Origin of the sequence: Sediminibacterium sp. KACHI17, assembly GCF_040362915.1 — a bacterium.
Lineage (GTDB): Bacteria > Bacteroidota > Bacteroidia > Chitinophagales > Chitinophagaceae > Sediminibacterium.
In genome coordinates, this window is record NZ_AP029612.1 from 1,784,044 (window position 1) to 1,808,520 (window position 24,477).

Sequence of the window (24,477 nt, forward strand, 5' to 3'; positions counted from 1 at the left end):
TCCCTTACTTGAAGCTTGTAGCTTGCAGCTTGCAGCTAATTTTTTATTTCCCAAACTTCACTTTTCCCTTGGGATATACTGCTGTTTCTCCCAACATCTCTTCAATACGGATCAGTTGGTTGTATTTAGCGATACGATCGGTACGTGAAGCGGAACCTGTCTTAATTTGTCCGCAATTCAAGGCTACAGCTAGGTCTGCGATCGTTGTATCTTCAGTTTCACCACTGCGGTGACTCATGATGGTATTGTATCCATTGTGTTGAGCCAGCGTAACGGCATTGATGGTTTCTGTCAAAGTACCGATCTGATTCACTTTAACCAGCAGTCCATTTGCAATACCTTTATCGATTCCTGTTTGTAAACGATTTACGTTTGTAACAAACAGATCATCACCCACCAGCTGACATTTACTGCCGATAGCTTGCGTAAGGGCTTTCCAACCATTCCAGTCATCTTCCGCCATACCATCTTCAATAGACACGATAGGATATTGTTTTACCCATTTTTCCCAGTATTTCACGAGTTCATCGCTGCTCATGATCTTACCATTGCTCTTATGGAATACATATTTTTTCTTTTTGGCATCCCACAATTCACTATTCGCCGCATCCATTGCGATTACAATCTGTGAACCTGTTTTATAACCTGCTGCTTGAATTGATTCCAATACGGTTTCGATCGCTTCTTCATTACTTTGAATATTAGGAGCAAAACCACCTTCATCACCCACATTCGTGCTATATCCTTTTTTCTTTAATACACTTTTCAGCGTATGGAAAATCTCAACGCCCCAACGTAAGCCCTCACTGAAAGAAGAAGCTCCAACAGGCATGATCATAAATTCCTGAAAGTCGATCTTATTATCCGCATGCGCACCCCCATTCAGGATATTCATCATCGGGATGGGTAATGTTTTTGCATTGGTACCACCGATATAGCGGTACAGTGGCAATCCTGCTTCCTCTGCAGCTGCTTTAGCAACAGCCATACTTACGGCCAGCATTGCATTTGCACCTAATTTGCTTTTATTGGCAGTACCATCCAATGCAATCATTGCATCATCAATAGCAGCTTGTGCAGCCACATCAAAACCAACAATGGCATCTGCAATGATATCATTCACGTTCTTTACGGCTTTAAGAACGCCTTTACCTACGTATTTCTTTTTGTCGTTATCGCGGAGTTCTACCGCCTCGTGAATACCGGTACTTGCACCACTTGGAACAGCGGCACGGCCCAGGGCTCCGTCATCAGTTAATACATCTACTTCTACAGTGGGGTTACCACGACTGTCGAGTATCTGACGGGCATGTACTTCAATAATGTAGCTCATTTCGGTTGCTTGTTTAAATGATCAATAGGGTTGATAAATGAATTTGCAATTTACGGAATTAGGCGGTTGGTTGCGTCGCTGTAAGACTACGGAACACGTCTTCTAGTGTGTTTCCCTTACTGCCCAGCAGGTTACTTACCTGATCATCTGCCACAATATTGCCTTTATGAATGATGATCACCCGCTCACAAATCGCTTGTACTTCCTGCAGAATATGCGACGAAAACAGAATCGTCTTTCCCTTCCCCTGCTCTTTGATCACATTTCGAATCTCAATGATCTGATTGGGATCCAATCCACTGGTCGGTTCATCCAAGATCAACACTTCGGGATCATGGATCAATGCTGCTGCAAGTCCAACACGTTGTTTATAGCCTTTGGATAATTGTCCAGTCTTCTTATGCGCTTCAGGACCTAGTCCTGTTAATTGAATAGCGCGCGCTACTGCTTTAGGAATCTGATCCAATTGATGAACACCTGCAATAAATGCCAGGTATTCTTTTACATACATATCATAATAGAGAGGATTTGCTTCCGGCAGATACCCAATTCTTCTTTTAGTGGCTACGGGATCTTTTTGTACATCCATCCCACAAACCTGAATAGTACCTGCATCGGGCGATAGATATCCGGTGATCATTTTCATGGTTGTACTCTTCCCTGCGCCATTTGGACCAAGAAATCCAACCACTCCTCCTTTATGAGCTGTAAAAGAAATAGCATTCACCGCTTTCTGTGTGCCATACATTTTGGTAATACCGCTAACTTCAATAGACATGCGGTAAAGATATTAATTCAGTGCATTTGAACATGATAAGGAAATCACAATAGACTAACAACCGATAGTTTTAGCTGTTACCTGTATCCCATCCGATCGACCCACTATTCTGGTCATTTATTATTTGCAGCAGGGTGTCTATTGTATCGAGGTAACATACTTCCTCTTTCTGCGTATTGTGATTATCGATTCATCAATCCAATGTAATACATGCGTTTAGTAAACCTTCGATACTTCAGTTTATGCATTTCCATTACTGCTTTCCTGTTAGTTGTATCCTCTTTTATTGACGCTGATCGTCCGTTTCAGCAGCAAAAAATAACTGATAAAGCAGAAGCTTATTTTTCATTTGCGAAAGCATATGGCTACATCAGATATTTCTATCCGAGTGATGAATCATCCCTCATTGATTGGGATCGTTTTGCTTGGTATGGCGCTAGTAAAATCACAAATAGCCGGCTGCCTGTATTACTTGAACTATCCGAACTCTTCTCTTCAATAGGATCAAATATTTCTTTTGCACCAACTGGCTCTATAAAATCAAGCCCACGTCTGTTCAACGACACTTCTACAATTGTTTTCTGGCAACATCTCGGAGATGGGAAAGAAAGCATCAGGTATCCGTTTAAAAGTATGAGGGTAAACAGGTTGGCCAAAAAACTTCCTGAAAGCAGCAACGATTTTGGCTCTATTAGCAAACTACTTCTTGCAGAAAAATACAAGGGCAAAAAAGTGAGGGTGAGAACTCATCTTCAGATAGATGGCTCTTTTATTGGTGCCGCATATCTCACTATTGCATATAAACCATCAGGAGCCGACAGCAGATCAATAACAACACAAGGTCAAAAATTAACGGTTGGCCAATGGGAGACTCATGAACTGATAACAGATATCCCGGATAACACAGAAAAATGTCAAGTAGGTATCACCACTATATTACAGACCGGATCAGTTATGATAAATAACCTTGAGATTGATACCGAAATAGACAAAAAATGGGTTTTAACAGATAGCTATGATTTTAATAAAGTAGAAAAAGAAAAACTATCTACAGAATGGAAACCATTTGGTCCCAATCAAGATATTGAGGTCTTACATATAAAGAATCAAAAAGTTATACGATTCACTCGGAGTTCGGGCGCATTACAAATACACCCGCCTTTGTTTAAAATTTCTATTCCTGAACAACAATACCTCATCAAGAATATCGGAACAAATTTACAAATTGGATTTCCCTTGGTGCTACAACTTAAAAATGAACATACTTTTCCGCAAGTTCCTTTATCAAAGTTAGCACTCTTAAAAAATGAACTAGCGGCTATCAGCGACACTTCACTCACCAATGTTTCTATTAATACAAGAATTGCAAACGTTATTTTGTTATGGAACAGGTTACAACATTTTCATCCTGATAATCCATTCCAAACTGCGGAATGGGATGTCAAACTTAAAAACGCTATCAAAAGAAGTTTGACCGATAACAGTATAGAAGATCATCGTGAAACACTTACTCAAATGGTCAGGGATTTGAATGATAGCCACATGACCATGTATTATTCTTCTACCCTCTACCCGGATTTTTATTTACCCATTCAGTGGGACTTGATAGAGGGAAAATTAATGATAACAAAAGTGCTGGATCAGAATCTGGATTTGAAAGTGGGTACAATCATCCATAAAGTTGATAATATACCGGCAATACAATATTGGCAAAAGATTCTATCCAATACAATCGGGGCTACCGCATCTAGAAGAAGTTATAAGGCAATTGAAGAATCATTACGTGGAAATGAAAATTCTGAAATAACAATCACTATAAAAACAAATAATAACACCATTAAGACTTACATCTTAAAAAGAACATTAAATCAGTTTGCATACAATAAAGCATCGTCATCGATGCAGACTTTACAGAAATTCAAATCAGTAAGTCCGGGAGTTTATTATGTAAACCTGGAGCAGATTTCATGGAATGAACTAGAAGGGCATATTCAAGAACTTGCTGAAGCCAAGGGAATAATTTTTGATGTAAGAGGATATCCTAAATGGCGAAATATTGAAATACTGAAACACCTAACCCGTAAAACAATTTTGGGCGTAACTGATGGCATCCCTCGCATCATTTATCCGGATAGAGAGAAGATGAGCTTTGACTATCAAGAGCCGATTGAATATCAGCCCAGCAAGCCTTTTTTTATGGGTAGAATTGTTTTCTTAACCAATGGCAAAGCGTTGAGTTACGCGGAGAATGTCATGGAAATAGTACAATACTATCGCCTAGGCACCATCATAGGAGATAAAACTGCAGGCACCACAGGCACAATCAATATGTGCTATCTTTTTGGAGGATTAATGACCCCATGGACCGGTATGCGTGTATTGAAGCAAGATGGAAGTTTATATAATGGCCGAGGTGTTACTCCGGATATAAGTGTTCGTCCATCTATTCGTGGGATAAAAAACAATGAAGATGAACTAATAAACTATGCACTGCAACTTATCAACAAAAAGTGATGCAGTACAATCAGAAATAGACCGATCCCACATAAAAAAAATCACTGTATAACTACAAGAATTCTATTGCTTGCTTAGTAGCTAATTAAAATGATCGGAAAATGTATGCCAGGTCTTATATTAGTTGAATTATAGCTAAATTTCTATGCTATGGATATTCAATTATTATCAGATACAACCATTGATCCAATCATCGAATTGACATTAGCGCTTTGGCCGGAATGCGATTATGATGAAGAAAAAAATCAATGGAAACAATTTATGTATTCGCCGGATCATTATTGTGCATTAGCGAAAGTTGAACATGCATATATTGGCTTTATTCATATTAGTATCCGATACGATTATGTTGAAGGTGCGGAATCGAACAAGACCGCCTACTTAGAGGGAATATATGTGAAGCCTGATTATAGAAAAAATCAAATTGCGAGTGCATTACTTTCAAGTGGAGAAAAATGGGCAATATCTAATGGGTTAACTGAAATAGCTTCTGACACAGAAATAAATAATCAAATTAGTCAGCTCTTTCATCAACAAGCTGGATTTAAAGAAGTAAACAGACTTGTTTGTTACATAAAAAAGATACACTCCTGATTCAATTTTCTTTATCGTACTCTCCCTTTACTGCGTAATATCCAAATAAACTGAGTCCGAATGCAATGGGCAAGAATACCAAAACAAATACGCCCCATTGTATCCAGGTATCTGCAGATGGTTTTGTTGCGATCTCGGAAGATGCGGTTCGAATCAAAAAGATAACAGCTAATGGACCTAATATCATCCATATAAAACCCATGATGCGCTTAAGTTGTTTCATATTGAATGTTTTAATGGAGGGTTTTTCGGTTACTCAAATAAATAGCTCCAATCACTACGCAAATACCTGCTATGATGATCGGGTACATAAGTCCAACCAATGGATCACCGGTATAGATCGTAGTTAGAAGTGTTGCGACAAAAGGTGTTAATCCACCAAAAACGCCATTTCCAATGTGATACGGTAATGACATAGAGGTATAACGAATTCTGGTGGGAAATAACTCTACGAGAAAAGCAGCGATCGGTCCATAGACCATGGTTACATAAATGATCATCAGAAAAACAATCAATATCATTTTCCAGTACACACTATTCCCCATTTGTTTGCTTTGTTGTATGGCAGGCTTAACGGTGAACTTATTGATATCAGCGTATAAAGTGTCTTTGGTAACCACATGCAATTGGGTTCCGTCAGTATAGAATTGGTGTATCTCAATCATGCGTAATGAATCTGTAGCACCTGCGATAGGTTGTAATGTTGTTTGTTCCCTCCGCTCTTCAATTATTTCTGTTTTTCTTTCGACATCACTGAGGAATAATAATTGTTGAAACAAAGGTTTATAGGTGAAGACTGCTAATAACATGCCGAGTAGCATGATCCATTTTCTTCCCACTTTATCACTCCAATAGCCAAAGAATACAAAAAAAGGAGTGCCAAAAAGTATGGCCCATATCAAGATGGTACGTGATTGGTCAAAATCAACCTTACAAACATTCTCCAAAAACGACTGTGCATAAAACTGACCTGTGTACCATACCACACCTTGTCCCATAGTTGCTCCAAATAAAGCCAGCAGTACCATTTTCAGATTGGCCTTATGTCCAAAACTTTCTTTCAACGGATTCGTCGCTGTTTTACCTTCTGCTTTCAGTTGTGAAAACAAAGGAGACTCTTGCATCTTCAAACGGATATAAATGGATACGATCACCAACACAATCGATAATAAAAAAGGAATGCGCCAGCCCCAGTCATTGAATTTGGCAATAGAAGCCTGCGGATCATCATCCAATGCGTGTCTGGTAATGAGAATAACACCTAATGAAACAAAAAGCCCGAGTGTTGCGGTGGTTTGTATCCAGGATGTGAAATAACCTCTTCGTCCGGCAGGTGCATGTTCAGCCACATAAGTAGCAGCACCGCCATATTCACCACCTAAAGCCAGTCCTTGCAATAACCGTAATAAGAGAACAATCACGGGTGCAGCAAAGCCAATACTTTCATAAGAAGGCACTAGTCCGATGGCGAATGTGGAACCACCCATCAACACCAGTGTAAGTAAAAAAGTATACTTACGTCCAACGATATCACCAAGACGACCAAACACCAGTGCTCCGAATGGACGAACAATAAAGCCTGCAGCAAAAGTGGCCAGCGTAGAGAGCAGCGCGGCAGTCGGATTTGTTTTAGGAAAAAACTGTCCGGCAATAACTGTAGCCAGGCTTCCGAAAATATAAAAGTCATACCACTCGATCAAAGTACCTAAAGATGAAGCCGTAATAACTTTCCAAATACCTTTTTCTTTTTTCATAAGCGTATACAACTTACTGTAAAGAACTGATTTTCCCAAGTGGACAATCACAGACCCGCCCGCCTGAAACTTCCCCACAGTATTCGATTTAATTCATCAGTTCCCTTACTTTCGTTCCGGACATGTTATTCAAAGACATCATTGGACAGACACTCGTAAAGCAGCATCTTGCTGAAATGGTTCAACAGAACAGGTTGAGTCATGCTTTGCTGTTTTTGGGGAAAGAAGGGAGTGGTGCTTTACCGATGGCGCTTGCTTTTGCGCAGTTTGTGATATGTCAACCCAATGCCTCTGAACCGGTTGCCGATCTGTTTGGTGGATTTACCCCGATGGAAGCAGGGCCATCCTATATTTCTCCGGATGATATTCATACACAAGCTGCTTTTACCAGAGCTGCGCAGTTGATGCACCCAGATCTCCATTTTTCATATCCGGTGATCTCCAGAAAACCAGGTGATAAGCCCATTAGTACGGATTATATCTCCGAATGGCGTGAATTCATTCAGCAATATCCTTATGGGAATGTGTACGATTGGTTGCAATTCATTGGTGCAGAAAACAAGCAAGGAAATATTACTGCCAATGAGTGTAATGATATCATTCACAAATTGAGTCTGAAAAGTTTTGAGAGTGATTATAAAGCGTTGGTATTATGGATGCCCGAGTATTTGGGGAAAGAAGGAAATAAACTACTTAAACTCATCGAAGAGCCACCACCCAATACTTTATTCATACTAGTAGCTGAAAGTGAAGAGCAGATCTTACCCACTATTCTAAGCCGCTGTCAATTGGTGAAAATACCAATGCTTGAAGATGCAGAAATTGAGCAAGCCCTAATAGACCGTGCCAAAGCAAATCCTGAAACAGCCCGTCAAATCGCGGCCATTGCAGAAGGTAATTATCGGGAGGCTTTACAATTGTTGCAACATGCGGAAGAAGATTGGCAAAGTCTGCTGCGCGATTGGCTCAATGCCACTTTAAAGGGTGGGCCATTGGCGCAAATCAAGTTTACGGCAGAGATCAGTGAGTTGGGCCGGGAGAAACAGAAGCAGTTCTTGCGTTATTTTAATCACCTGTTAGAAATGAGTATCCGCATCCGGGTTATGGGTGCCGAGAATGTGGCGGCAGGTGATCAGGAAAGAGATTTTGCGGGTAGATTGAATAAAATCGCCTCTGTGAGCCAGCAACAGGCCATTATTGAAGAGCTGGACCGAGCCTCCTACTATATTGAGCGAAATGCCAATGCCAAAATGCTGTTTCAGGCCCTTACCCTGAAACTCTATCACATCATTCAGAACAAAACCCTAATTTTGAACGGGTAGCCCTAAACCCCGGTTTGGGGAAACAGAGCGGGAGGAATTGTGGTTTTGTATTATTTGCCAAGTGCTGATCCATCATACATTTGAAACTATGAACGGTTATTTGACCATCCTATCATCGTAAATCACTGATCATCAGTGTTCAGAACGTTGAAGTGAGTGACACAACCGCAGCCACATAGCAGTACTACAGTCCACACACAATAAAAACTCCCCTATTTAGTTATTAATCTGATCAATGATTTTAATATGGGATGTGGATCTTGTGGAACGGGTAAACCGAACGGATGTAAAAGCAATGGCGGCTGCAGCACTGGTGGCTGTAATCGTCTGAATGTACACGACTGGCTCATGAACCTACCTTTCAGTGACCCTGAAAGTTCTTGTAAAGTGGTTGAAGTAAGTTTTAAACAGGGCAGTCGCAAAGAATTTTTCCGAAATACAACATTGCAATTTTTCGAAAAAGGTGATTATGTAACTGTTGAAGGCGTCAGCGGATTTGATGTTGGCGAAGTGAGCTTGACGGGGGAATTGGTTCGTATCCAGATGAAGAAAAAAGGGGTAGATGAGTTCAACCCTGAAATGAAAAAGATCCTTCGCAGAAGTACTGAAAGAGATATTGAGAGTTTTCAGATCAGTAAATCCCGGGAAAAAGAAATGTTGGCCCGAAGCAGAGCCATGGCCCGCACACTGAATCTGGAAATGAAATTGAGTGAAGTAGAGGTACAGGCTGATGGTAAAAAAGCGACTTTCTTTTATACAGCAGATGACCGTGTCGATTTCCGTGAACTCATCAAGCAATATGCGAATGATTTTAAGGTAAAAGTTGAAATGCGTCAGATCGGTATTCGACAGGAAGCTGCAAAAGTGGGCGGTATCGGTAGCTGTGGTCGCGAATTATGCTGCAGTACCTGGTTACATGATTTCAAAAGCGTAAATACAACAGCAGCACGTTACCAGAATTTATCGATCAATCAAACCAAGCTCAGCGGACAATGTGGCCGTTTGAAATGTTGTTTGAATTATGAGTTGGATACTTATTTAGATGCACTGCAACATTTCCCGGATTATGCCGATCAGCTGGATACCGTGATGGGTACTGCATACCTGATCAAGAAAGATATCTTTAAGAACCTGATGTGGTATGTATTACCGAACAATACCAAACACTACCCACTGACCATTCAGCGAGTGAAGGAAATTAAACGCTTGAATCAACAAGGACAGAAAGTAGAAGAGTTGCAACCGGTTGAAGTTACCAGCAGTAAGCCCAAAGAAGTGGAACCTGCTTTTGTGGATGTGGTTGGACAAATCAGTTTACGCAGTCTGGAACGCAATGATAAACGCAGAAAAGATCAACAGCGTGGTGATAGAAGAAACGGTGGGCAGCAACAGGGTACAAGAGGGCAAGGCCCTAGACCCCAGGGAAATCAACAAGAAAACAACAGGCCACAAGGTCCAAGACCGCAAGGAAATCAAGGAAGAGGGCAAGGTCCTAGACCTCAGGGAAATCAGCAAGGAAACAGGCCCCAAGGTCCAAGACCACAAGGAAATCAAGGAAGAGGGCAAGGCCCTAGACCTCAGGGAAATCAAGGAGGCGATCAAAAACCAAAGCCAGAAGCTTAGTATAACTATAAAAAAGAGGCCGCTATGATGCGGCCTCTTTTTTAGAACGATTTTTTAATTCAACTTCTCCATCTCTTGCGCTGTAAATTCCATCAAGGTCTTGATGTGTGCCGGTGAAAGATCGAATTTCAATCCTGCTGCTGCATAGAGTTCAGGTAGTGTACGAGTACCTCCTAATGAAAGGGCTTTGATATAATGATCTAAAGCTTGTTTCGGATTTTCCTGATACTGCATCCATAAACCGATTGCACCCAATTGCGCAATACCATATTCGATATAATAAAATGGCACTTCAAATAAATGCAACTGACGCTGCCAACCGATCTCACGATACATATCCAATCCTGTATAATCAATACTATTTGTTGAAAACTCTTGTAAGATCTCCATCCATTTTGTCGTTCTTTCAGCAACGGTATGTGTAGGATGTTCATATACCCAATGCTGGAATTTATCTATAATAGCGATCCACGGAAAAATAGTGATGGTTCTTTCAAGCTGGTGTTCTTTTGCTCTCTTCAGGTCTTCTTCATTATCAAAGAATGCTTGCCAGTGATTCATACTGAATAATTCCATGGCCATACTCGCTACTTCAGCGATCTCCATTGGATATTCTTTGAAAGCACTTAGTTCCAATTCATGCGCTAAAAAAGAATGAATGGCATGTCCACCTTCATGTACCATGGTCGTAACATCACTCATTTGTCCGGCTGCATTCATGAAAATGAAAGGAGCTCCACTTTCGGTTAGTGGACAATTGTATCCACCCGGCGCTTTACCTTTTCGACTTTCCAGATCAAAGTGTCCGAGTTCATTCATCTTGCGTAAACAGTTGGCAAAAAAAGGATTCAACTGTTCAAAACAAGCCACTGACTTTTCATACAGGTCTTGTCCATTCGTGAAAGGTTTTAGAGGCTGTACTCCTTCCGGCTCTGCTTCTGTATCCCATGGACGAAGTACATCCAATCCCAGTTTTTCTTTTTTCTTCTGATAAATTTTTTCAATCAATGGCAGTACATGCAATTTCACTGCTTCATGAAATTGAAAGCAATCTTCTTTGGTATAATCAAAACGACCGAGTTCTACAAATTTGTAATCACGGTAATTGGCATAGCCTGCATTTTGTGCAACCTGATGTCTTTTAGTGATCAATTGTGTATACAGGTCATGCATTACATCTTTATCCTGCAGCCTGCGTTCTTGAATCTTACGATATACCTGCTCTCTTAATGCTCGATCATGGCTCTCCAGGAATTTTGCTGCTTGCTGCAAAGTGTATTCTTCACCATTCACTTCCACAGTCATTTTACCTGCAATCGCTCCATATTGTTGCTGCATGACACTTAACTCAGCCTGTAACGGAATATTCGCTTCTCTGAAAAGGTCGATACTTTTTTTAACCCCTCGTAAATAGGTAAAATATTTCTGTTGGTCCAATTCTTTGGTGAAAGGCGAATCGATCAGTTTTCTGTTCAGCTGATCTGCATAAGGCTGCAACTTGGGTTGAATTTCCATGCAGAAATAAGTGAATGCTTCCTCCAATTTGGGATCGGTCGTATCACAAGTCATTTTGATCTGACGCCAGCATGCATCTTCACTAACAACAGCTTCTACCTCACTCATGTCATGCATCCACTGTTCCAATGCCGTTCTGCTATCAATCGAACGTTCCGCCAGGTCTTTAAAAAAGGGTTCCAGCGACTCCCAGGTGGTCACCACAAAGTCTTTAGGCACAAAACGACGCTCCAGTTTTTTGATATCCGCACTTAAAGTCATAATCTTGATTTTTACAGCGCAAAAGTACCAGCAAAACCTTTGGAAAGTTTTAAAAGTTTTCAAAAGTTCGAAGCCACCGGCATTTGCCGTATTTTTGCAGGCTGAATTCAAGGAGATTTTTTGTGAACGATATCATTCAATTATTACCCGACAACATTGCCAACCAGATAGCAGCCGGTGAAGTCATTCAACGTCCGGCCAGTGCCGTAAAAGAATTACTGGAAAATGCAGTGGATGCCGGCGCTACTGAGATCAAATTATTGGTTGCAGATGCCGGGAAAGCATTGGTGCAGGTGATCGACAATGGTAAGGGTATGAGTGATACCGATGCCCGGATGGCTTTTGAACGTCATGCTACCAGTAAGATCCGTCAAATTGAAGACTTGTTTCGTATCAAAACGATGGGCTTTCGTGGTGAGGCTTTGGCTTCAGTAGCAGCAGTAGCTCAGGTGGAAATGAAAACACGCCGCGCAGAAGATGAGCTGGGGACTTACATTGAAATTGAAAACAGCAAAGTCATCAAACAAGAAGTATGCTCTTATCCGGTAGGTACCAGCATCAGCATGAAAAATTTATTCTTCAATGTACCTGCCCGAAGAAATTTCCTGAAGAGTAATGCTGCAGAACTACGGCATATCATGGATGAATTCATTCGTGTTGCGATGGCTTTTCCGGAGATCTTTTTCTCACTCACTAGTAATGGACAAGAAGTATTTCACCTAGAACCGGGCACACTCAAGCAAAGAATCGTACAGATCCTTGGCAATACTTATAATGCCAAACTAGTAAGTGTGGGTGAGAAAACCGATTACATGAATATTTATGGTTTTGTAGGCAAGCCGGAAACAGCCCGTAAAACAAGAGGTGATCAGTATTTCTTTGTCAATAGTCGTTTCATTAAAAGTGCATACCTCAACCATGCGGTCAATACTGCATTTGATGAAATGATACCAAAAGATAGTTTTCCGGGTTATGTTCTTTTCATTGATCTGGATCCTTCACAAGTGGACATCAATGTTCACCCTACCAAACAAGAGATCAAGTTTGAAGATGAAAAGATCATTTATGCTTTTGTACAGGCTGCGGTAAAACATGCACTGGCCCAATTCAGTATCGCCCCTTCTCTTGATTTTACACTCAATGCTGATATACAAGGATTAGACGCTGTCAACAAACCTTTCACCGACGATAAAAAGCAAGCGGTTGCATCTTCCAATTTATACCAGACTTTCACCCAAAAAAATCAGGCTCACTTTATTGAACGTGAGAATAAATCAGGTGAACTGAAACATTGGAAGAGTTTTTTTGAAAGCCCCGCTGCAGAATCCGAGTCTAAAACTTCCAGTAACTACTCCAGTTCTTTGTTACAAAGCATTACTCCAAAAGCAGCGGCCATTCAGGTGTTACCAGATACGCCTTTGCTTCAGTTACATCAGACCTATATCATTGCTTCTACCAATAGCGGGTTTATTCTCGTACATCAACAACTGGCGCACGAAAGAATATTGTATGATAAATACAGTGTGGCAGCACATGGTCAACAAATGGCTACACAAAAAAGTCTTTTCCCCGCTACATTAGAATTGGCAGCAGCAGATGCTGCACTCTTACAAGACTTATTACCAGACCTTACCAGTATTGGTTATCAGGTAGAGCCTTTTGGTAATAATAGTTTTGTGATTCAAGGAATTCCGGCAGATATTCTTCCCGGCAATGAAAAACATGCCATTGAATTACTCATCGAGCAATTCAAACACTTTAGTTCAGATATCAAATTCAGCAAACGTGAAAAATTGATTCGCTGTATGGCCCGTCAACAAGCCATTAAAGCCGGACAATCACTCTCACAAAAAGAAATGCTGGTATTGGTTGAAGAATTATTTGCTTGCACCAGTCCGAATGTAACCCCAACGGGCTCTCCCACTTATCTTGAATTCAAAGAAGATTATTTAGATCGCATGTTTGGTAAGTGATCACATCCATGTTTGTTGTGTAGACTCTGTTTTATACAAAGCATAATCGCTAATACTCAATCCTTGCTCATAAGAAATGTAGGGTAATTCAAATCTACCCGCCGCTGTATGTAAGAACAAGGTAGCCAATCCTCTTTTCTTTTGAAAGAGTGATTGTCTGAGATGCACATATTGTATATTATTCCAGTTTAAAAGCATTTCCGTTTTTCCAAAAGTACTGGCATAGCGTTGCAGCCCTTCTGTAGAAATCCAGAAGCGAAAATTCATCCAATACCACCAATTCTTGGCAATACTAATGGGCCACCATAATAGGATCCACAGACTGTTCCATTGCCAGATAAAATAAAATCCAATAGTAAGGATCAATAATGCCGGCAGTGTTATCAAAAAAGCTCTTTGCAGAATATATGAAGGATGTATCTGATATCCTTGCCCTGAATCCTGACGAGGGGGCGATACTTGATATGTATGTATGATCGATGTAACCTGCTCCGGAGAAGTGATCGGTAATTCCAATCGCAGTTTTACCTTTTCCTCTTTTTGTCCGGCCACTTTGAGATGCAACAAACCCAACCCGATCAATCTGCGAACGAAATTACTTCGCCAACTCACCATTTGTATCTTATTGAAAGGGATCATTTTTTGTTTGACCTGCAACAGTCCCCAACGAATATGAAATCCTTTTCCATCCTTTTTTACCGTATAATCATAGAACCGAAGAAATGTGCGAACAATAGAGATCAACATCGTAATGATAAGACTGATGATGACGAGCGAGGTAATAACTGTCCAGGTGAATTGAACGGTATCACTATAAGAATCCAATTGTTGAAGTAGTGGTATCCTATTGATCAATGGCTTGATATCTTCATATTTTCCGATCACAAAAGCCGCGATGATACCCATCGTTTCCAAATGATTGGCCGATAAGCTGAGTTTGAATAAACCACCGATACTCAATTTACTGACCAACTGATAATTATTTACAGCAACAGTTGCTTCGCTTTTTCCGTCATCAACGGCTTGCTGCATGGCATTGAGCAGTATGTTTCTTAAGGCCGTTGCATCTTCTGCAGCTATCGCGTATATCTTTAGTTCTGCTTCATCTGTTCCGGCAGTATCAATCAGTACTTTATAAGTGCCTGTTAAAGAGTGTAAGAGACCTTGTTCAAGATGTACTGCTTGTATACGTTCCAATGGGATGGTCACTTTCTTTTTAGTGAAAACACCTTTTCGGACCAATAATTGTCCCTGTTGAATACTGAACTTCATAAACCAATAGTCAAGTAAGGTTTTGATCAAGATATACAGCACAAGGCCTCCACCAATGATCAAAAACTTCATCCCGATATTTTCCTTCTTCCCAAAAAATATACCGATCGCAAAGGGCCATACTTGTCCGATGACCACACGAAAAATATAAAAGAACATGATGGCCACTGCAAATGGCGACTGTCTTTGAGGCTGATCAAATGTTTTCATGGGACTGCAGTGGTTGAATTTGTTGCATGATCAGATCCTTCAATCGCTCTGCTTCTTCCTGTGGTAAGCCATGTATAGTAATGTCTTTCCCTTCGGATGCGGCGGTATATAAACTAACAGAAGCCAAACCAAATTTTCTTTCGATCGGCCCAGAGTTTACCACACAATGTTGCATCCGATTGAAAGGAACCATATGTGTATGTTGGAAAAGCCAACCGGTACTATATAAAATGTCTCTTTCTCTTACTGCATACCTCTTTCTTAAAAAAGATCGGGTTCCTGATATCACTGTAATGGCGGTAACGATCAAATACAGACCAACTCCTAATGAGATCAATAGTACTGTCTGTAGCTTAGTGACAAATACAAAAAGTATTACAAGGCCCGCTAAAATAACCCCAAACGTGATCAACCAAGTGATCCGTAACACTTTTAGATAGTCTGCATGGATAGGTTTAAATGGAACCGTCTGCACCTGTGGCAGTGATTCGTCTGCAATGGGCAAATTGGAGAATGACATATATGAAAATAGTTATTCAATGTATATGTCGCAATTAAATTAGAATATTACTAGGCCCCCAATCATAGCAAGAGCGAATGACTATATTCTTTCAGCTGCCCTCAACCATCTTTCGGGAATATCATTATTGGAAGCTGTGAGATAGTCTCGATAACTACAAGCTACATATTTGCCATCATGCAATTGCATCCACCAACGACCCGTTCTTTTACTCTGTAAGAAAACTGTTTCGACTTCCGCAAAGGCCAGGGTGAACTCATTGAAGGAGTTTCGGTCTTCCATAGATGCTTCTTGTTTCCCTTTTTGAATACCATCCATGGTATACCAGATCAAATGAGAGATCTGTTTAGCAGTCATTTGATGAACATCTTGTGATGGAATGTATCCATATATACCAATGGTTCTGCAGGTATGACTCATACCTGCATATTGCATCAGTGTACAGGCTTCCTCACCATTGAAGCCATTGGGTGTAATATGATTAGCCGGAGCATGTGCATGCTGAATGGCCGCAATATCAAAACTAAAAAGATCGCTGTTTCTGATGGCAGGTTCCATCTCGGAAATATCTTCTTTGACTTTACCAACCCGATAACAATCAAAACGAAGTTTATCTATCGTCTCCAGCATCTGCGGATGCATGAAATAACTCTGAAACCCGATATGATTATAGTGTCTTAAGTAATTGGGCATACCTGTGAACAGATCGACCAGAAAATTATCTGCCGGCGTCATACTCTCCATATCCATATCAATCCTTGCATCTACACAGGCAGCATCAATGATGGTTCCGTTGGCAGTTTGAGCCTGATACTGAGCCGTTGTGATATCATGTGAGCCGCCCAAGATCAGTACTTTCTTTCCTAAAGCCAATAACTCTTGTAATACTACACGAAGTGCTGCATAGCTGTCTTGCAGTGTTGCCCCGCATTTTACATTACCCAGATCTGCTACATTCACTGCTGTATGCCAGTGATACAATCGATAGAATTCACTCCGAATTGCATCCGGACTATCTGTATGTGTGAATTGGATTCCGGCACCGCGCATTTCACCACAGCCAACGATCACCAGATCAGCGATTTCAATATCCGGAAAACTTTCATCGAATACTGCTATATGCTTCCCGAGTTGTGTGTCTTTGAACCCTTCGTCATTGGAAATTTGTGCGATATTAACGGGCTCTAAAAAATCTATGATCGTATCTAGCGACATGCGTTATTTTTTCAGAGAGATAACGCCAGATTCCATTGAAAATTGTGCAGAAAGATGAAAAGATATTCCTGAAAAACGAAAGCAAAAGAGCCGGTATTTAATCCATGTATTTGTATCCTACGCCTCTCACCGAATGAAAATAGCGGGGATGTCTACTATCTTCTTCAAAATACTTTCGAAAGCTAAGAATGAAATTATCGATCGTGCGGGTAGTAGGATAAACATTATAACCCCAAACCACTTGCAAGATCTTTTCCCTGGTAACTACATCACCCTTATTCTCGATCAGCAATTTCAACAGCATGGCTTCTTTCTTACTCAACTCAATATGCTGTCCGTTCCAGGTAATAGCATCTTGTGCCTTGAAATCTACTTTGTTATTACCAAACTCATAGGTATCACCTACGGTTTCTTTTTCCTGTAATTTTTTATTCTTGTTAATGAGCTTTTCCACTCTCAACAATAACTCTTCGAGGTTGAATGGTTTTGTGAGATAATCATCTGCTCCTTTCTTCAAACCTAATACTCGATCACTTCCGGCATTTTTTGCACTAAGCATCAGGATAGGCACTTCATTATTGTTGACACGAATACTTTCAGTAACTGCAATACCATCTACTTCAGGTAACATGATATCCATGATGATCAGGTCAAAGTATTCATTGGCCACTTTTTTCAAAGCCTCTGTTCCATTGAATGCAGAACTCACTTCATAACCTTCCATCTCTAAGTTCAACTTGAGCGTTTCATGAAGGTTCTCTTCATCTTCTACCAGTAATATTGTTGATTTTGATGCCATTATGCCTGTTGTAAGGTTACCACAAAATTACTTCCCTGCGGTTGATTATCTGTCACAGAAATGTAGCCATTATGACTTTTAACGATTCGGCTGCACAAATAGAGTCCTAATCCGGTTCCTTTAGTGGTACGGGTATTTTCATTCCCAACGCGATAGAACTTATCAAATACTTTCTTTTTTTCATCATCCGGAATCCCCACCCCTTGATCTGCCACACTCAGCAATAACTGATCTTTTTCAGCATACAAAGTGATGGCGATGGGTGATTCTTTAGGGGAATATTTTAATGCATTCTCCAGCAGATTATTGAGCAACATCTGCAACAGTAAAGTTTCTCCTTGAATATATAAGCCTTCAGTAATGGACTCTTTTACTTCTTTTTGTGGGAACCGTGTTTTAAAATCATCAATACAACCTTCTACCAGATCCGAAAAATTAATCTCTTCTTTATTGGATGTATACGCTCCTGCATCTAATTGCGCTGCCAACAAAATATTATTACAAAGTATATTCAGCCGATTGGCTTCTTGTATGGTATTACTGATGAGTTTCTGTTGTTTATCTTCTTCCAGTTTTCTTTTCTGAAGTGTTTCAAGATTCAAACGGGTAATAGCGATCGGTGTTTTAAGCTCATGTGTTACCGCCATCATGAAATTCTGCTGTTGCTGTGACAGTCTTAATTGTCTTCGCGTAGCCCTAAAAACAAATACTGCCCCCACCATTATCAATGCAAGGAATGTAACTCCTTCACCAATATATTGAGCGGTCTTTCTTTTTTTCGCTTCTTCAATGGCTGTCACCTTATCAACATAAGCTGGATCATCTTTGATAAGTTCCGATAAACGGATCTGAGTGATACTGGTATTTTGTCGCTCCAATGCAATAAACCACCAGATCAACGCAGCCACCATATAACTGAGCAATACCCAATAAACAATGGTAACAACGGTCAATCCTTTGGTCTTGCTGAGCATCATGGTTTTACTTTTTCAACCCTGATACCTGCGCTCAATACATATGCCAGCGGATCTTCACGCATGGCCTGCTTTAACTTGAACGTATATAATCCTTTCTTGAGTGAAATGGGCTCACGGGTAATGCGGGCCCGGCGGTCATAAATATCATCCATACCTGTTCCCAACCAACCTTTGGTATTATCAGCCAATACAATATTCAACAATTGGGTTTTGGGAGTGTCATTGGGTGATTGGGTAATGACATTCACCCAAATATTATTGTATCGATAGGCATCGGTATGTCTGAGTACCACATAAATATTATACAAAGCAGTGGTATCCTTGATATCAAAGGATGCGGTTGGTTCTACAGCTGTTGACCATTCTTGTTGTGGGAATCTTTCTGTACGCTCAAAAAAATCTACCTGTCCACAAGCGCATAAAAGAATGGTACAAATACTAAGTATGGAAATGATTTTCTTCACGTTGCAAAATTAATGACTACTCGGCTTCTGCTGACAAAAGGATATCATAAAACATTCAGGATCTGCTCTTTGGCTTTCTCCAACTCATCTTTCATCAATATCACACATTGCTGGATCTGGGAATCATAGGCTTTAGAACCCATGGTATTGATCTCCCGGCCGAACTCTTGAAGTATAAAAGATAATTTTTTCCCTTTACTGGTCTCTTTCTCTGCCAGGATCGAACGGAAATAATCGCAATGATTTTTCAATCGAACCTGTTCTTCACTGATATCGATCTTTTCAATATAGTAGATCAGCTCTTGCTCCATTCTGTTCGGATCATAGTTTTCTTTCCCTACGTTTTCTTCCAACACTTTGATGATCCCTTCTTTGATCTTTCCTCTTCTTAAAGGTTCGAGGGTAGTGATCATTAACTGATGTGCTTCAATATTGGCGAGTCGTTGATTGAGATCTGCTTCCAATGATCGTCCTTCATCTTTTCGGTGTTCATTCAGTTGTAAGATCGCCTCTTTTAATACCTTTTCAAATGACTTCCACTCATCATCAGTGATCATTTCTGTGGAAGGGGTAATTACATCCGGGAGTTTAAGGATGGTACTGAGGATATCTCCTTTTTGCAATTGTAATTCATCCGCCAACTCTGCTACGGGTTGGTAATACGCTTTTGCCAATTCTTTATTGATGCTTACCGGTTTACTGGCTCCATTTTGTTTGATGGTAATGCTACACTCCACACTTCCGCGCTGTAGGCCTTCATTCAAAATATTTCTGATCTCAAACTCAAAGGGCTTGAGTAAAGAAGGAATGGTTAAACGAAGATCAAACTGTTTACCATTGAGTGATCGAACTTCTACCAGATACGTTTTATCTGCCAGTGTTTGTTCCGCCCTTCCATAACCGGTCATTGAATATAACATAGCTATTCCGTTAGCTAGTAAAAGTACTTGAAATGATCGAAACCTGAGCAGTGAAAAGACTTACAGAAGTGAATGCAACGACTATTGCCTGTTTAAATGAACATGAAATAAATAATTACCGGGTATAGAAAGGTCTAATTCTATTGTATAGTTACCGGATTTATTGATCCTGATCCCGTCACTATCATAATCAGGAACATGATCGATCCCCGGCCATTGATTTCCAAATACGATCTCATTCCCATTATTAGCCCTGAACTTAAATTCACCCTCAATTAGATTCACATTCACACGCCAGATACATTCATTGGAAGGATCTGGCGACATTTCTAGATCTTGGGGTAATTGCCCGCCAAGTGCACTTCCCGATAAGCCCCAGCTTTTGATCTTTGTATAAGACCATGTATTGGTATTGGTGCTGGCCCTGAGCAGGTAAAATCCTTTCCCACCAAAAATGGATAGTGGAGTTCCTTTGAAACCAAATTTATTACCACCGATATACCCAAAAGTAAAATCACTCCATTGCGTACCTCTAATAAATAAGAACTGCGGATACTCTATCGGGAAATATACATAGCCCTCGTATTCCTTTTCAGCTGGTTTGGATACCAATCTGGGTGCCAGCAAGGGATTCCAGGATTGATAGTTACCCGGTATGGTCATAAAATCAGGAGACTCATATTGAATGATGTGGCGATAGGTTGAAACCTGAAGTAATATCGGATCAGAGTAATACACTTCTTCACCATTTAAGCTTTTAATATTGTTATATGCTACCTGACGCATGTATTTGATCCTTGCAATAACATCTCCTGCATCTCCCGGCTCAATGATCTTTTGCATGAGCTGATTAAATTCCTCTACCGTAAAACCTGCTGCCAAACTACTACCCAATGCGATCTCAACCGGATTGGCAAACTGATCTTCTTTTAATGAGAACTCAAGTAAATAATAAATGGCATCTGCAGGTGTTTGACTTAAATATCCCCAATCAAACCGCACTGCTGTCATTTTAGCGTTGGATTGATACAAAACAATTTTTGAAGAGGATGCTCTTAATGATAATTGAGGCAAATGCTCATGAGATACTGTAGCAGCAAAATCTATTTGCTTTTTGCAATAAAAAAATGGTATTACGAATAAACAGGAAAAGAATAAAAATTTGTGTGGTAATTTTCTCATGGCCATCCAATTTTGCGAACATGCTGTTTAAAATGCTGTTCATATGCATATTGGATTTTAAGTCACAAAACTTAAACAATGAATAGGGGGAATTGTTCACGACAAAATTACTTAGAGGGAAAGTATAAGCGTTTCACAAATGTAGTTTTATTATCGTAGCTGTACAACTTCAGACATGTAGTGTTTAAACTACACAAAAAATATAAAGCGGCAATTATGTAAATATTTCGTCATTGTATTGACGAAAAAATATAATTATCTAAAAATCAATCCCTACCCACTTGCGTTTGCTCTTTGTATACTTTTCGAAATTGAATTTATAGAGTTTACCGGGGCGATGCGGAACATCCTGCTCTATTTCATTGATATCGATCAGAAGATCCATTGAAGCGAATTTCTTTCTGAAATTTCTTCTATCTAAGCTCACTCCTAAAATAGCTTCATATAAATTCTGTAATTCACGTAGAGAAAATTTTTCTGGCAAAAGATTGAATCCCAAAGGATGTTCTTGAATTCTTTTTTGTAACCACTTATGACAAACGTCAACAATATCTTTATGATCAAATGCCATGTTCTTAATACTATTTACACTATACCAATCCAGATCATTGTCATGAATGATTAACTCATGATGATTGATATTCAATAATGAACAATATGCGATGGTGATCACTCGGCCACCCGGGTGTCTGTCCGGATTACCAAAAACCTTTACCTGTTCCAAAAAAACATCATGCATACCTGTTCTCTGCTTCAAAACACGATATGCTGCTGCATCGAGATCCTCATTTTTCTGAACAATATCACCCAATAAAGAATATTGACCTTTATATACTTCAAGGTCACTCTTGATCAGTAAAACTTTCAATTTGTTCTCTTCAAAACCAAAGATTACACAGTCAACTGTAATGGCAGCAGAAGGATATGATTGCACCAGTTTTACAGCATCTTTTATCTGGTGAGGGGCATGAGCAATTTTTCCGGAATGTTTCTTCATCGGGGGTATCCGTTTTTTAAGCAATCTTTCAGTCTCAGGGTGCAGCAAGATACAAAGATTCGTCTTAGCCTGTATCTTGCCACTTGGATGTTTTCCTTAAATCAATTAGCAACTAACTTTATCTTGTAAATCACATATATGTATTCATCCGGACTTACTCAGCAATTACAGTCTGCAACCAGTCATTGGTTATCAAAAATCATCCAGCAATCATTCATAGATACACCCGAAGAATGCCAACAACTTAGAAAGATCTTACAGTTCCATGAGTACAGGTATTATATTTTAAATGAACCATTGGTATCAGACTACGAATATGATCAGTTATATAAATTATTGCAAAGATCCGAAGAAAAAAATCCTTTACTCATCACTCCCGATTCTCCTACACAAAGAGTAGGTAGTAGTTTGAATAGTCAGTTTACAACGGTAAGTCATCTCGTACCCATGCTGAGTTTAGATAACAGTTATAATGCTGATGATCTAACAGATTTTGATCGTAAAGCCAGGGAATTGACGGGGTTGGATGAAATCGAATATTGTATAGAACCCAAGTTTGATGGTGCCAGTATCTCATTGATCTATGAGCAAGATCAACTGGTAAGAGCCGCTACACGAGGTGATGGCGTTGAAGGTGAAGAAATCACCAATAATATCAAACAGATCAGATCAATCCCTCTCTCTGCATCTTTTTCATCTTTCGGTATACAGCAAGTAGAGATCAGAGGAGAAGTGATCATGAGTAAATCTTCTTTTGATCAATACAACCAGTTACAAGCCAGCAGAAATCTTCCTCCTCTGGCCAATCCCAGAAATGCCGCTTCCGGAAGCTTACGCATGAAAGATCCCAAAGACGTAGCTGAAAGAGGACTGGATGCTTTTTTATACCATATCAGTTTTTACACGAAAGAATCCAACAACCCTGCTGCTGCTTCTCCGTTACTTGATACACACGGCGGTAATTTATCACTACTATGGGAACTTGGATTTCGTTCGCCTGAAAAAGAAAAAAAAGTAGTGAAAGGCATTCAAGGCGTAATTGATTATTGTACTGCTTTTGAAGCAGGCCGCGATGACCTTCCTTATGAAATTGACGGGATGGTTGTAAAAGTCAATGATTTGCATCTTCAGGAAAAAATGGGGATGACATCTCATCACCCCAGATGGGCCATTGCCTTTAAATTCAAAGCCCGACAAGCTACCACTAAACTAAGGGGCATTGAGTTTCAGGTAGGAAGAACGGGTGCGGTTACGCCTGTTGCTAAATTAGATCCTGTGTACTTGGGTGGAGTAACTGTTAGCAGCATCTCTGTTCATAATGAAGAGTACATCAAGGAGAAAGACTTAAAGATCGGCGATACAGTATTGATTGAAAGAGCAGGTGATGTTATCCCTCAGATCGTTAAATCAATGCCGGAACTAAGAACAGGAACAGAAGAAAATATTCTCTTTCCGAAGAATTGTCCGGTTTGTAGTTCTCTTTTATTCAAAGAAGAAACAGAAGCTGTCTGGAGATGTATCAATATTGAATGTGAAGCACAAGTAGTAGAACGTATCATCCACTTTGTGAGTAAAGATGCGATGGATATAAAAAGTTTTGGCGAAGCCAATGTCCGCAAATTTTATGAGCTGGGATTATTGAAAGATATCCCAGGCATTTACACGCTTGATTTTGACAAAATCGGCGTACTGGAAGGATTTGGTAAAAAAAGTCTGGACAATCTCAGAACGGCCATTGAAGCTTCCAAGCAACAGCCCTTGTATCGTTTGATCTATGGATTGGGTATTCGCTTTGTTGGAGAAACCACCGCAAAAACCTTGGCGAATGCGGTGGAACATTTACTGGATTATCAAACTAAAACAGAGGAAGAACTTCAGCAATTGGAAGATGTTGGTATCAAAGTAGCAAAAAGTATATATCAGTTTTTCAGTAATGATCAGAATATTCAAATGTTGAAACAACTGGAATCACTTGGATTACAACTGAAGAACACCAAAAAAGAAAACGGCGGAAGCGGTAGTTTACAAGGACAAACTTTCCTTTTTACAGGTACGCTTACCCAATTAAAAAGAAGTGAGGCAGAAGCGATGGCAGAAGCCCATGGCGGACAGATACTGAGTGGGGTGAGCAATAAACTCAACTATTTAGTTGTTGGAGAAGATGCAGGCAGTAAATTGGAAAAAGCAAAAAAGATCAACTCCATCAAAATCATCAGTGAAGCAGAATTTTTACAGTTAGTGGCTGCACAATAAA

The 24,477-nt window shown here is 40.0% G+C and carries 20 protein-coding genes; 6 read left to right on the forward strand and 14 right to left on the reverse strand.

Annotated elements, in window-relative coordinates; all coding sequences use genetic code 11:
- Positions 1 to 43: 43 nt before the first annotated feature.
- On the reverse strand, positions 44 to 1,333 hold the full coding sequence (gene eno / locus ABXG83_RS07835) for a phosphopyruvate hydratase (RefSeq protein WP_353548298.1): 1,290 nt from the start codon (positions 1,331 to 1,333) through the stop codon (positions 44 to 46).
- A 58-nt stretch (positions 1,334 to 1,391) separates the two neighbouring features.
- The gene (locus ABXG83_RS07840) at positions 1,392 to 2,111 is read right to left on the reverse strand and encodes an ATP-binding cassette domain-containing protein (RefSeq protein WP_353548299.1); all 720 of its coding nucleotides are present in this window, start codon (positions 2,109 to 2,111) and stop codon (positions 1,392 to 1,394) included.
- A gap of 210 nt (positions 2,112 to 2,321) precedes the next feature.
- Between ABXG83_RS07840 and ABXG83_RS07845 the strand changes: the two genes are divergently transcribed.
- The gene (locus ABXG83_RS07845) at positions 2,322 to 4,625 is read left to right on the forward strand and encodes a S41 family peptidase (protein ID WP_353548300.1); all 2,304 of its coding nucleotides are present in this window, start codon (positions 2,322 to 2,324) and stop codon (positions 4,623 to 4,625) included.
- Between the two features lie 150 nt (positions 4,626 to 4,775).
- Positions 4,776 to 5,219: an aminoglycoside 6'-N-acetyltransferase gene (gene aac(6') / locus ABXG83_RS07850; RefSeq protein WP_353548301.1), complete on the forward strand. Its 444-nt coding sequence runs from the start codon at positions 4,776 to 4,778 to the stop codon at positions 5,217 to 5,219.
- A 1-nt stretch (position 5,220) separates the two neighbouring features.
- On the opposite strand, the gene ABXG83_RS07855 is transcribed toward aac(6'), so the two are convergent.
- Together ABXG83_RS07855 and ABXG83_RS07860 are read right to left on the reverse strand one after the other, a co-directional pair.
- Positions 5,221 to 5,442: a DUF6814 family protein gene (locus ABXG83_RS07855; protein WP_353548302.1), complete on the reverse strand. Its 222-nt coding sequence runs from the start codon at positions 5,440 to 5,442 to the stop codon at positions 5,221 to 5,223.
- 10 nt (positions 5,443 to 5,452) lie between these two features.
- Positions 5,453 to 6,973 (reverse strand): MFS transporter, encoded by a 1,521-nt coding sequence (locus ABXG83_RS07860; protein ID WP_353548303.1) that lies wholly within the window; start codon positions 6,971 to 6,973, stop codon positions 5,453 to 5,455.
- 122 nt (positions 6,974 to 7,095) lie between these two features.
- Between ABXG83_RS07860 and ABXG83_RS07865 the strand changes: the two genes are divergently transcribed.
- Both ABXG83_RS07865 and ricT read left to right on the forward strand, forming a co-directional pair.
- Positions 7,096 to 8,295, forward strand: coding sequence for a hypothetical protein (locus ABXG83_RS07865; protein WP_353548304.1), 1,200 nt, complete (start codon positions 7,096 to 7,098; stop codon positions 8,293 to 8,295).
- A gap of 246 nt (positions 8,296 to 8,541) precedes the next feature.
- Positions 8,542 to 9,918 (forward strand): regulatory iron-sulfur-containing complex subunit RicT, encoded by a 1,377-nt coding sequence (gene ricT / locus ABXG83_RS07870; RefSeq protein ID WP_353548305.1) that lies wholly within the window; start codon positions 8,542 to 8,544, stop codon positions 9,916 to 9,918.
- 54 nt (positions 9,919 to 9,972) lie between these two features.
- Here the strand turns inward: ricT and ABXG83_RS07875 are convergent, their stop codons facing one another.
- Complete coding sequence (locus ABXG83_RS07875) at positions 9,973 to 11,694, reverse strand: M3 family oligoendopeptidase (RefSeq protein ID WP_353548306.1); 1,722 nt, start codon at positions 11,692 to 11,694, stop codon at positions 9,973 to 9,975.
- 122 nt (positions 11,695 to 11,816) lie between these two features.
- On the opposite strand from ABXG83_RS07875, the gene mutL reads away from it, so the two are divergent.
- Positions 11,817 to 13,667, forward strand: a complete 1,851-nt coding sequence (gene mutL, locus ABXG83_RS07880) for a DNA mismatch repair endonuclease MutL (protein WP_353548307.1) — start codon at positions 11,817 to 11,819, stop codon at positions 13,665 to 13,667.
- Here mutL and ABXG83_RS07885 read toward each other — a convergent pair whose 3' ends face one another.
- The 9 genes from ABXG83_RS07885 to ABXG83_RS07925 all read right to left on the reverse strand — a co-directional run bounded on the left by ABXG83_RS07885 (position 13,668) and on the right by ABXG83_RS07925 (position 22,223).
- The gene (locus ABXG83_RS07885) at positions 13,668 to 15,149 is read right to left on the reverse strand and encodes a PH domain-containing protein (protein ID WP_353548308.1); all 1,482 of its coding nucleotides are present in this window, start codon (positions 15,147 to 15,149) and stop codon (positions 13,668 to 13,670) included.
- Positions 15,136 to 15,669, reverse strand: coding sequence for a PH domain-containing protein (locus tag ABXG83_RS07890; RefSeq protein WP_353548309.1), 534 nt, complete (start codon positions 15,667 to 15,669; stop codon positions 15,136 to 15,138). Before ABXG83_RS07890 ends, ABXG83_RS07885 begins: the two co-directional genes overlap by 14 nt.
- An 81-nt stretch (positions 15,670 to 15,750) precedes the next feature.
- Entirely contained in the window at positions 15,751 to 16,884 is a 1,134-nt protein-coding gene (locus ABXG83_RS07895) for an arginase family protein (RefSeq protein WP_353548310.1), read from the reverse strand.
- A gap of 97 nt (positions 16,885 to 16,981) precedes the next feature.
- The gene (locus tag ABXG83_RS07900; RefSeq protein WP_353548311.1) at positions 16,982 to 17,683 is read right to left on the reverse strand and encodes a response regulator transcription factor; all 702 of its coding nucleotides are present in this window, start codon (positions 17,681 to 17,683) and stop codon (positions 16,982 to 16,984) included.
- Positions 17,683 to 18,660: an ATP-binding protein gene (locus ABXG83_RS07905; protein WP_353548312.1), complete on the reverse strand. Its 978-nt coding sequence runs from the start codon at positions 18,658 to 18,660 to the stop codon at positions 17,683 to 17,685. Before ABXG83_RS07905 ends, ABXG83_RS07900 begins: the two co-directional genes overlap by 1 nt.
- Positions 18,657 to 19,124 carry a gliding motility lipoprotein GldH gene (locus tag ABXG83_RS07910; protein ID WP_353548313.1) on the reverse strand — a complete coding sequence of 156 codons (468 nt, stop codon included), beginning with the start codon at positions 19,122 to 19,124 and terminating at the stop codon, positions 18,657 to 18,659. Before ABXG83_RS07910 ends, ABXG83_RS07905 begins: the two co-directional genes overlap by 4 nt.
- Positions 19,125 to 19,168: 44 nt before the next feature.
- On the reverse strand, positions 19,169 to 20,044 hold the full coding sequence (locus ABXG83_RS07915; protein WP_353548314.1) for a YicC/YloC family endoribonuclease: 876 nt from the start codon (positions 20,042 to 20,044) through the stop codon (positions 19,169 to 19,171).
- Positions 20,045 to 20,125: 81 nt separating this feature from the next.
- Positions 20,126 to 21,226, reverse strand: coding sequence for a SusE domain-containing protein (locus ABXG83_RS07920; RefSeq protein WP_353548315.1), 1,101 nt, complete (start codon positions 21,224 to 21,226; stop codon positions 20,126 to 20,128).
- A 259-nt stretch (positions 21,227 to 21,485) separates the two neighbouring features.
- Positions 21,486 to 22,223 carry an NUDIX domain-containing protein gene (locus tag ABXG83_RS07925; protein ID WP_353548316.1) on the reverse strand — a complete coding sequence of 246 codons (738 nt, stop codon included), beginning with the start codon at positions 22,221 to 22,223 and terminating at the stop codon, positions 21,486 to 21,488.
- Positions 22,224 to 22,361: 138 nt separating this feature from the next.
- Here ABXG83_RS07925 and ligA point away from each other — a divergent pair, with 138 nt between their 5' ends.
- Positions 22,362 to 24,476 (forward strand): NAD-dependent DNA ligase LigA, encoded by a 2,115-nt coding sequence (gene ligA / locus ABXG83_RS07930; protein ID WP_353548317.1) that lies wholly within the window; start codon positions 22,362 to 22,364, stop codon positions 24,474 to 24,476.
- The last annotated feature ends 1 nt before the right edge of the window (position 24,477 follow it).